The following is a 10,691-nucleotide window of genomic DNA, read 5'->3' as shown; positions in this document are numbered from 1 at the left end:
ATGGCGTCGATCTCCTCCGCATCGATGCGCCGCGTGTCGCCGTTAACGAAACTGCAACAAGCGGACGCAAACTACGCCCGGCCGACATCGGCACTCAATGCGAGTTGCATGAACGGAAGTTCTTGTCCCTCTTGCGCATGCGGGCGGCGCAAGGGCCGGGTGTCCCGGCCGCAAGGCGAATGTGGCGGGCGGATGCGATTGGCCACGCGGATGGCGCAGGAAGATGCGCGGCACGTTAAGGCGAGAATGAAAAAGTTTTCATGAAGAACGAAACATTTTCACTGCCTTCGGGAGACACGAAGGCGTCACGGAACGAAAAAAAAAAGGCCGCTCCGGGCGGAGCGGCCAATCTGGGGAGTGTCGCTTTTCTTCTTCTAGGTCAGAGCGTGAAGTCGTAACGTGCGCCGAGGCGGACGTAGCGCGGATCCTGGAACGAGCGGGCGCGCTTGTAGTTCGGATTGGCCAGGCCGTTCGAGGTCTCGCCCGTCTCGAAGTACTGGGTCACCTGCTGCTTGCCCAGAAGATTGAAGATGTCCGCCGAGAACGTGAGCTTGTGATCGGCGAAAGCCGGTTTCCATGCCGCGCTCACATCCATGGTGTAGGTCCACGGCGTGCGTCCACGTGACCCGCGGGGCGACGGCTCGCCGTTGCACCAGAAGTAGTTGGCGCCGTAGCCATAGGGGTCGCCGCCGGCCGAGAGCGGACGGATGCCCAGGCAGCTGACGGGTGCGCCCGAGGTGACGCGGCTCACCGTGGAGAACTGCCACTCTTCCGTCGGCGCGTAGGTACCGTAGACGCGGAGCTGGTGCTTATGGTCGTTCGGCAGGTCGCCGTTGGTGTTCTCCATGATCTGGGGGAAATCCCAGCTCTCGGTGGTGGATACGTCCGCCTGGACGATGTTCGAATCCAGCTGGCCCTCCGAGTTGCCATAGCTGCGCGAGTAGGTGTAGTCGATCTTGCCGTACCACTTGTCACTGAACTGGTGCTCGGCGTAGAGGTCGAGCATGTAGTACGAACGCTTGGGCTTCGGTTCACCGATATCCGCGGCGGAAAGCGGAACGTCGATGTACTGTCCCGCCGTTGGGGATACCACGAAGGTGTTTGCGCGTCCCGGGTTGTACAGCCAGCAGCCGGTGCTCCTCGCGATGCCGGCGGCCACCTCGTCGCTGAGCCCGTTGCGATCGCCCCATGCCTGGAGCGGCGCGGAATCGCAGGTGTCGTCGATCAGGCTGCGCAGCCTGCGGTACATGGCCTTGGCGCCTACGACCCAGTTATCGGTGAGTTGCTTGTCGAAGCCCAGGATGTATTCGTCCTGGTAATACGAATGCAGGTCGCGGGCCGAGACGGTCTTCGCATCGGGCGGGGTACCGTTGGCGCCGTTGAGGTAATAGGTGTTCGAGTACGCGCCCTGGCCCAGGCCCGTCGGGATACCGGTGGCGGGATCGATGCCGGTGAAGCTGAAGTATTGCGACGGGTACGTCGATGGCCCGGCGCCGCGTACGGCCACCGACGTCGGCAGGCCAAGGTGATAGCGTCCCGCGTTGGCATAGATCTTCAGCGAGCTGTCGCCGTAGACATCCCAGGACACGCCGAGGCGGGGATCGAGTTGGTGACGTGCGCGCGCATAGGCCTCACCGACGCCGTTGTAGTTGGAGAACTGTTCATTACGCAAGCCGACATACCCGTGCCAGCGGTCGGTGATCTGCCAGTTGTCCTCGACGAACTGCGAGCGCTGGTTCGTTCGCGCGGACGTGCCGGTGGTCAGCGCGGTGGACTCCACGTAATAGCCGTTGGGAAAGTCCGCCGGGTTGTACAGGCCGGGGTCGAGGCCGAGGTTGATCAGGCGCTGCTGGATGACGCTGCCGTCGCCCACGTCGTTGTATGTGTACGACGTACCGCCCACGGGGATGGAACCCCAGGTGGCACGGAGCACGTAGTTGTCGACGCCGGCGCGGAGGTCGTGGTCACCGATCCGGTATTCGATGTTGGCGCTCCACCCCTTCGTGCTGTCCTTGGACCCGGGAAGGAGGGTGGAGGTGGCACCGACCGTGCAACCGGTCTGCTTGTTGTTGATGAACTCGACGCGGGCATCGGTGATCGACGGGCACGCCACGCCGGACGCACCGTCCACGTTCTGTTCGTGGTCGGAATGCGCGCGGCCGTACATCGCGTTGATGGTCAGGTCGTCGGTGATGTACCCGGTGTAGTGGGCGATATAGGTTTCGCCACCCGGCGTGCCGTTGGTCTGCGTGCCGTTGTAGTTCTTCGTGTATTGGTGGCCGAGGTAATCGCCACGCCCGGTGTTGTAGTTGTACGCGAAGATGGAGGAGTCGGTTGTTTCGGTATCGCCGATGCCGGTCAGTTCGAGGATGTTGTTGTCGGTGATGTTCCAGTCGATCTTGCCGAGCCAGCGCTTCGTCTTCGCCGTGTCCTTTTCGTCGTCGCTGACCGAGTTGGGGCCGGTGTAGTTGCCGGTCTGGCGGATCCAGTCCGCGGCGGCGAAGATGAACAGCTTGTCCTTCACCAGGGCGCCGCCCAGGGAGCCGGAGTACTGGAGGTTCTCCGAATCACGTTGGGCGTAGGCATTGCCGCGTTGGTACAGCGTGCCGTTGCGAAGGTAGACATTGCGCGGTTCCTGCGCGAGCGCTTCCGGCGACCAAAGCACCTGCACATCGCCTTTCCACTCGTTCGAACCACGCTTGGTCACGACATTGATGACGCCGCCGGTGGAGCGGCCATACTCGGCGCCGTAGCCACCGATCAGCACCTGCTCCTGGTCGATCGCGTCATACGGAAGCTGGCGCGAGCTGACGCCGGTCAGCGGATTGGTGACCTGGAAGCCGTTGATGTAGTAAGCGTTCTCCGAGGCCGACGAACCGCCGAACGAGAGTGCGTTGCCGTAGCCACGTGCGGCCGAGGTCGTGCCGGGAGCGAGCAGGGCGATCGAACTGATCGAGGTGCGCGCGATGGGCAGCTTGGCGAGCTGGTCGGCGCTGAGCACGGTGCGCGAATCGACGGAACTGACGTCGATGCTCGGGAGGCTGTTGGCGGTGACCTGCACGCTTCCCAGCGTCGTCGCGTCGGCATTGGTCGCCGCGAAGGAGACGTCGGTACTCTGGCTGATCTGGGTCTGGACGCCCTTGTGGGTGTCGACGGCGGCGCCGTTGTGCATCAGGGTGACGTCGTACGTGCCGATGGGCAAGGAATTGGCGCGGTAGCGGCCGCTCGCGTCCACGGTGATGTCGCGGCGGAGGCCAGTGGCCGTGTTCTCGATGTGTATCGTGTCACCTGGCGTCGCCGAGCCGAAGATCGAGCCGGTGGCGTTGCTCTGTGCGAATGCGACGCCCGTTCCGGCGGCGGCGATGGCGAAAGCCACGGCAAGGGCGAGCCTCCGACGGGGCGCGGTCGATGATGGGTTTACGTGCTGCATGAACTACCCTCCTGAAGTAACGCGTGACGAAATGACGGCCAAGGCAGTCCCGTGTCCGCGCGGCACGCGAACGTTCCGCCGATACATCGGCGGGGGCGGCTACCTCGTTATGGCGTTCCGCACGACCTTCCGCTCGCTAGGGCGGCGGCCGGTCGCGCGGCCTCATGGCGAACGCAGGCGTCCGCCACCTCCTGAAGGGGGTACTGTCCTGAACGGATGAGGCATCGCAATCTCCCCTGGAACTCGTGCAAACAAGGACGTCGTCCATGGCGCAAAAGTGGCGTCGGCTCTATCGAACCGCTCGCTCGCGACCGCTTCGGAGGCGGTGCGTGAAATCAACGTAAACCCCTGTCACACAAGGCAACAATAGGAATAAATCCTAAGCAGGTAATTGCGAATCCATTCGCAATTTCACGCCCTTTCGGCAGGCTTTCGACATGGTATCGGTTGCCTGTCCGCCCCACCCCGGCTAGCGTCGCGCGATGGATCTCGTCATCACCATCCTCGTGCTTCTCCTGGTCGTCGCCCTTTCGGGCGCGGTGGTCCGCATCCTGCCGGTGAAGTTGCCATTGCCATTGCTACAGATCGCCCTGGGGGCCCTGCTGGCGAGGCCATTCGGCATGCACGTGGAATTCGACCACGAGCTGTTCTTCCTGCTCTTCATCCCGCCGTTGCTGTTCGCCGATGGCTGGCGAATCCCTAAGCGCGAATTGTTCCTGTTGCGCGGGCCGATCCTCGCGCTCGCCATTGGACTAGTGTTCTTCACCATCCTGGGCATCGGCTATTTCGTGCACTGGATGATTCCCACCGTGCCGCTCGCGGTGGCATTCGCCCTCGCGGCGGTCTTGTCACCGACGGATGCGGTGGCGGTGACATCGATCACCGGCGGATCGACGATACCGCCACGCTTGATGCACATCCTTTCCGGCGAAGCATTGCTCAACGATGCTTCAGGCCTCGTGGTGCTGCAATTCGCGATAGCGGCGGAACTCACGGGACGGTTCTCGCTCGCGACGGCAGCAGGCGACTTCGCCGTGATGGCTTTGGGTGGCGTGGCCGTCGGCGCCTTTGTCGGCTATGTGTTCGGCATGTTCCGCCGGCGCCTCGTTCGGTGGAGCGACGAGGTCGATCCGGCGAGCCAGGTGGCCTTGTTGCTCTTGCTTCCCTTTGCCGCCTATTTGCTCGCGGAACATTTCGGCGTGTCGGGAATCCTCGCCGCCGTCGCCGCGGGCATGACCATGAACTACACCGATGTGCTCAAGGGCGGCTATGTCGCGACGCGCATGCAGAACGGCGCGGTGTGGTCGATGGTGGAATTCACCTTCAACGGGCTGATCTTCCTCCTGCTCGGCCTGCAGTTGCCGGGCATCGTCGACGGCGCGAAGAACGACCTGGTCCAGGCGGGTGGTGGGCCGATGTGGCACCTGCCTGCGTACGTGGTCGCCATCACCCTGGCGCTCGTCGTCTTGCGTTTCATCTGGGTATGGGTGTCGTTGCGCTTCATGCTGATGCGTGCGCTGCATCGCGGCGAGAAGCGTCCGAAGGTGGGTACGCGACTGGTCTGGACCACGGCACTGGCGGGTGTGCGTGGAGCCATCACCATGGCCGGCGTGCTTTCGTTGCCGCTTATGAAAAGCGATAGCGTGCCGTTCCCCGTGCGCGACCTGATGGTCCTCCTCGCCACCGGCGTCATCCTTTGCACGTTGCTGTTCGGTGCGATCGGGTTGCCGCTGTCCGTGAAGGGACTGAAGATTCCGGGCGAAGATCCGCGTGTGCGTGAGGAGCGCAAGGCGCGGGCGCTGACCGCGGAAGCGGCGTTGCGCGGCATCTCGGGTGAGCAGCAGCGCGTGGAGGACAGTGGCGACGAGAACGCTGTTGCCCTGGCCTCGCGCGTTGCAGCGCGCGTCATGGCGGATTACCAACAGCGGCTCGAGGCCGCTGGCGACGAGGGCGACGTTCCGGAGAAGGCGCGGGCCGAGGCGGGCACGGAACGCGTGATGAGGCTGGCCGCGCTACGTGCGGAGCGGCGCGAGCTGTATGCCCTGCGCCGCAGTCACGAGATCAACGACGAAACCTTGCAAACATTGTTGCGTGAGGTGGACCTTGCCGAGGCGGCGTTGACGGGGTTGCACTCGGGCTGACGATCCAGGGGTATTGTGGGGAGCCCGCTTTTCGGTCGGCTCCCACCAGGTCGCTGGCGAGGTCGGTTACCGAGGGGTGGCTGCCACTGGGGGCGAGCGGTCAGGTGGTGAGGTGGAAGAAGGCCTCCGTCGTACGCACGCTTGCTTCGGCCAATGCCTCGCGCGTCTCCCCGCGATCCCTCGCCACCTCGTCGCGGATGTGCGCCAGGTACATCGGTTCGTTGCGGCGGTCCTTCGGCATCGGCCGGATCGTGCGCGGGAGCAGGTAGGGCGCATCGGTTTCCAGCATCAGCCGGTTCGCCGGAATCGTCTTCACCAGTTCGCGCAGGTGCGCACCCCGGCGTTCATCGCAGATCCATCCGGTGATACCGATGTGGCAGTCCAGGTCGAGATAGTCGCGCAATGCTTCGCCGGTATCGGTGAAGCAATGCACCACGGCCGCGGGGACGCGATCACGATACCGCTTCAGGATGGCGAGGAAGTCGTGATGGGCGTCGCGTTGGTGAAGGAACAAGGGCTTCCCCACCTCGACGGCAATCTTCAGTTGACGTTCGAACACCTCCCGCTGGACGTCCCTCGGCGAATAATTGCGGTTGTAGTCCAGCCCGGTTTCACCGACCGCACGAACTTCCGGCTCCTTCGCCAGCCGGCGCAGCAGTTCATGGGTTTCCTCGTCGTAGTCGATCGCGTGGTGGGGATGCACACCGGCAGTCGCGTAGAGACGTCCGGGATAGGTGCGGGCGAGGTCGAGGGCATGCGTGCTCCCCTCACGTGAAGCGCCGGTGACGATCATCTTCCCTACGCCGTGGGCGGTCGCACGGGCCAGCACATCGTCAAGATCTTGACGAAAGGAATCGTGGGTAAGGTTGGCGCCTATGTCGATCAAGTCCATGATTTTTTTCGCTTTGAGCTCGTTGTTTTAAAGATGTAACAAGACGTTATTGTCGCGCAAGGCCATGAATTGAAAACTTATCCAGGCGTCTGATCATCGTTTGCACGGGGTTTCCCGCACGCGCGTGTGGATGACACGGAAATTTGCGTCAAACGATTGACGTTCGCATTTTCCTGCTGCTACGTTCCAACGACCGCCGTCAATAAGACGACGCGCAGGAGGGCGCAAGAAGGATCTCGATTCGACCTTTTCGCAGGGGACGTCCGCCAGGACATCAAAAGGGAAGACGACCGGCAATCGGCCGTCCGCCAGCAGTACCACGGGCAAGGGGTAGTGCAGATGGTAAATCGTTCGATCGCACCATGTCGCCGCGGCAATGCCATGCACCGGGGCACCACCACGTCATGAATCGTCACCGCTGGCGCTTGCGCGCCGGCGGGCAGGGATTGGCGTTGAGGGGAACGTCGAATCCTCGAGTGTTTACGCCGGCGAGGGGGTCTTCGCCGGTGGGCGTGCAGGGAGGGGTCCCGGCGCCGCACTAGGGAGGTATGGGTAATGACTTCACGATCACTGGCACAGGCCTTGGGTCTCGTGCTGACGGGCATCTTCACGGTGGCGGGAGCGGCACATGCCGCCGACACGCCGCACGCGACCCAGCCGCGGACCGTCATGGTCCAGGGCGTCCAGGTCGCCATCGATCCTTCGACCGGCCGCCTCCGCGAACCGACGGCGGCCGAACGCGCAGCTCTTTCGAAGGCCTTCCAGGTCCGTTCCAGCCGGGCTGCCTCGCTGTCGGCGCAGCCGCGCACGGCGGCCGATGCGAAATCCACGTTCCGCACGGTGAGCCTCGGCAACGGCGTCCGCGCCAAGGCCGTGCGCGTGCCACAGGAACTGATGAGCAGCGTCGTGGCCGAACGCGCGCCCGACGGAACGCTCAGCGTGCACCACGACGACCATGGCGTGCAGGCCGCGCCGAAGGCGCCGGAGGTGACCCGATGATCCGCCGCACTCTCCTCTTCACCGCGCTCGCCGCGGCCGGCCTGTTCACCACGGTCGGGACCCAGGCCGCCGAGATCAAGATCGTCAACCAGGACGTCGGCACCGGCCAGGGTCTCGACGACCCGACGCCAGCCGCACCGGTCGGCGGCAATCCCGGCACCACGGTCGGCAAGCAGGCGCTGAACGTCTACCAGTTCGCCGCCGATATCTGGGGCGCCGTGTTGCAGAGCGACGTCACGATCGTGAACAACGCGACCTTCGAGCCGCTGTCGTGCGATGCCACCTCGGGCGTGCTCGGTTCCTCCGGCACCACGTACATCTTCTATTTCGACGACACCAGCACGTTGCCGCCTGGCGCCGTGCGCAATACCTGGTACCACTCGGCGCTGTTCGATGCCCTGACCCACGAAGACGGCGTGCCGGGCGAAGCCGATATCCAGAGCCAGTTCAACGGTGCGCTGGGCACGCCTGGATGCCTCGAGGGTTCACGCTGGTACTTCGGCCTGGATGGCAAGACGCCGGCGGGCTCGATCAACTTCCTCAACGTCGTGCTCCACGAAATGGCGCATGGCCTGGGCTTCTCCGGCTTCAACAGCCTGACCACCGGTTCGCCGTATGTCGGCGACGACGGCGTGGCGCGTCCGGACATCTATTCCACCTTCGTCTTCAACGACACGCAGATGAAGAAGTGGTACGACCTCACGCCCGCGCAGCGCGTCACGGCGGCGCTGGACGACGGCAAACTCGTGTTCACCGGCGCCACCGTGAAGGCGGAGGCACCGCTGGCTCTCGGAACGCCGAATGTCTTCCGCGTGACGGCACCGGCCGCGGCGGCGGGCGACTACGGTTATTCGCAGGCCGCATTCGGCCCGACGGCGACCTCGTCCAACTTCACCGGCAGCGTGGTCCAGGCCTCGCCCGCCGACGGTTGCGCGGCGATCACCAATGGCTCGGCGATCGCGGGCAAGATCGCGTTGATCGACCGCGGCACCTGCGACTTCACCGTGAAGACGCTCAACGCGCAGGCGGCCGGCGCGTCCGCCGTACTCATCGCCAACAACCAGGCCGGGGCGATCACGCCGGGAGGCACACCCGCTTCGCCGGTGAACATTCCGGTGATCGCGGTGAGCCAGGTCGATGGCAACACGCTGAAGGCGAACCTCACCGGCCTGACCGGCGCGGTGGGAACGGGCACCGGCCTTGCCGGTACCGACGCACAGGGCAACGTCCAGCTGTATGCGCCGACCGTGCTTGCCCAGGGCTCGTCGTTCTCGCACTACGACACGCGCCTGACTCCGAACGCGATCATGGAATACGCGATCAGCCAGGATCTCGTCGGCCAGATCGACGTCGACCTGACGCCCGCGCTGTTCCAGGACATCGGCTGGGGCCTCAACCGCACGTCGCAGAAGCTGCTCACCTGCGATACCGGCATCCCGACCCTCGTCCCGGGCGGCGTGATCGTCGGCGCCAACGTGATCGCCAATGCACAGATCCTCGCCGGTGCCGCCGCGAGTGTCGGTGACTACCGCACAGCCGTGCATGCCTATGCCGGCCAACTCGCCACCGATGGCCTCATCACGGCAGGCCAGGCCACCAGCCTCAACGCGTGCCTCTCCGACGCGGAAACGCAGTCGCAGTACGACGCGTGGGGTCCGCCGCCCGCACCTCCTGGCATCGTGCTGAGCAACAACACCGCACTGGGCAACCAGAAGGGTGCGGCCGGTGCGAGCACCGTCTATCTCCTGACGGTACCGGCCAACGCGAAGACGCTGACCCTGCGCACCTTCGGTGGCTCGGGCGACGTGTCGATCTCGGTGACCGACCCCAGCGGCAAGGTGAAGGACCAGCCGAACCGCCCCGGCAACAGCGAACCGTTCACGGCAGGCAAGCCGGCGGCCGGAACATGGACGCTGACCGTGAAGGGAGTCAAGGCGTACTCGGGCGTAAGCGTCCTGGGTGCGTACACGCTCTGACGCATGACATGGAAGAGGCCCCGGTTCGCCGGGGCCTCGACCGTGACGCGCCCGCCATGCGGGCGAGGGACTCATACCAAACACGTTCGAGCGGCCGGCGTCATGCGCCGGCCATAGGGATACATCGTCCGCCGCGGTCGCGACGGACTGGCGGAGGGCCGCGCGCCGCGCGCCCGCGCATCGATCGCTCATATGCGGACATCTGGGAGGAAGGCTGACGTGAACACCATTTACAGCAAGGTCTGGAACAAGACGCTCGGGATACTGGTCGTGGCTTCGGAGCTGGCTCGGGCCAGCGGCAAAGGCGGCGCGTCACGACGCGTGCGCGCCGCATTGGCCGCGCTTCCACTGGCTGCCGGCGCGATGCTGGCGCTGGGCAGCGCACCGGCGCACGCAGGCAACGTATGCGGTGGCTACCTGTTCGGCATCCAGGGCAAGGCGCCGGTCGCCAAGGGCGACGATGCGTTCGCTTGTGGCACTTCCAGCAAGGCAGCGGGCGACTACAGCACGGCGGTCGGCACGGCGGCGAACAGCAGCGGCGCCTATAGCGTCGCACTGGGACAGAACGCGCAGTCCGCCGGCATCTATGCGACGGCGTTGGGCCAGAACGCTCGCGCCGTCGGTACGGACAGTGTCGCGGTCGGCGAGTCCTCCTATGCGAGCGGGTCGGCCAGTTCGGCATTCGGCACGGATTCGCGCGCCACGGCGAAGAACTCCGTCGCCCTCGGTGACGGATCGATCGCCGATCGCGCCAACTCGGTGTCGATCGGCAAGATCAATGAAGAACGTCAGCTGGTGAATGTCGCCGACGGCACGCAGGCGACCGATGCGGTCAACAAGCGGCAACTGGACAAGGTCTCGTCGTCGGTCGGCGGCGTGTCGGCTCGCGTGGACACGCTGTCCACCCGCGTCGATGGCGTGTCGACGCAAGTGAACCAGCTTGCCGACGATGTCAGCGATGCCACGCATTACTTCAAGGCGAACGGCAGCGGCGACGGAAGCGACGACGCGCAGGCCACGGGCGATTACGCCACGGCGTCCGGTTCGGGTGCCTATGCCGGCGCGACGGGCGCGAGCGCGTTCGGTTCCGGTGCGGTGGCGACGCAGCAGTTCGCCACGGCGAGCGGCTATGGCTCGGTGGCATCGGGACAGAACAGTGCCGCCTACGGTTCGGGTGCGCAGGCATCCGCCAACGGCGCGACGGCGATCGGCGGGCAGGCGCTGGACGAGGACGGCAATCCGTTGATCACGTA

At 64.9% G+C, this 10,691-nt stretch carries 6 protein-coding genes; 4 read left to right on the top strand and 2 right to left on the bottom strand.

Features of this window, described 5'->3' with window-relative positions:
- Positions 1-379 precede the first annotated feature (379 nt).
- Positions 380-3,430 (bottom strand): TonB-dependent receptor, encoded by a 3,051-nt coding sequence (locus J2T07_RS05475; protein ID WP_306847998.1) that lies wholly within the window; start codon positions 3,428-3,430, stop codon positions 380-382.
- A gap of 482 nt (positions 3,431-3,912) precedes the next feature.
- Between J2T07_RS05475 and J2T07_RS05470 the strand changes: the two genes are divergently transcribed.
- The gene (locus J2T07_RS05470; RefSeq protein ID WP_306847997.1) at positions 3,913-5,571 is read left to right on the top strand and encodes a Na+/H+ antiporter; all 1,659 of its coding nucleotides are present in this window, start codon (positions 3,913-3,915) and stop codon (positions 5,569-5,571) included.
- A gap of 100 nt (positions 5,572-5,671) precedes the next feature.
- Here the strand turns inward: J2T07_RS05470 and J2T07_RS05465 are convergent, their stop codons facing one another.
- Positions 5,672-6,463, bottom strand: coding sequence for a TatD family hydrolase (locus J2T07_RS05465; protein ID WP_306847994.1), 792 nt, complete (start codon positions 6,461-6,463; stop codon positions 5,672-5,674).
- A 555-nt stretch (positions 6,464-7,018) separates the two neighbouring features.
- Between J2T07_RS05465 and J2T07_RS05460 the strand changes: the two genes are divergently transcribed.
- The 3 genes from J2T07_RS05460 to J2T07_RS05450 all read left to right on the top strand — a co-directional run.
- On the top strand, positions 7,019-7,462 hold the full coding sequence (locus J2T07_RS05460) for a post-PEP-CTERM-1 domain-containing protein (RefSeq protein WP_306847992.1): 444 nt from the start codon (positions 7,019-7,021) through the stop codon (positions 7,460-7,462).
- Positions 7,459-9,438 (top strand): PA domain-containing protein, encoded by a 1,980-nt coding sequence (locus J2T07_RS05455; RefSeq protein WP_306847990.1) that lies wholly within the window; start codon positions 7,459-7,461, stop codon positions 9,436-9,438. Before J2T07_RS05460 ends, J2T07_RS05455 begins: the two co-directional genes overlap by 4 nt.
- A 219-nt stretch (positions 9,439-9,657) precedes the next feature.
- Positions 9,658-10,691, top strand: a 1,034-nt coding sequence (locus J2T07_RS05450; protein WP_306847988.1) for an ESPR-type extended signal peptide-containing protein, incomplete at its 3' end; no start/stop codon positions are given.

Origin of the sequence: Luteibacter jiangsuensis (genome assembly GCF_030812295.1) — a bacterium.
GTDB classification, from domain to species: domain Bacteria; phylum Pseudomonadota; class Gammaproteobacteria; order Xanthomonadales; family Rhodanobacteraceae; genus Luteibacter; species Luteibacter jiangsuensis_A.
Note: the sequence above shows the minus strand (reverse complement) of the source record. Positions and strands in the feature narration are given on the sequence as shown.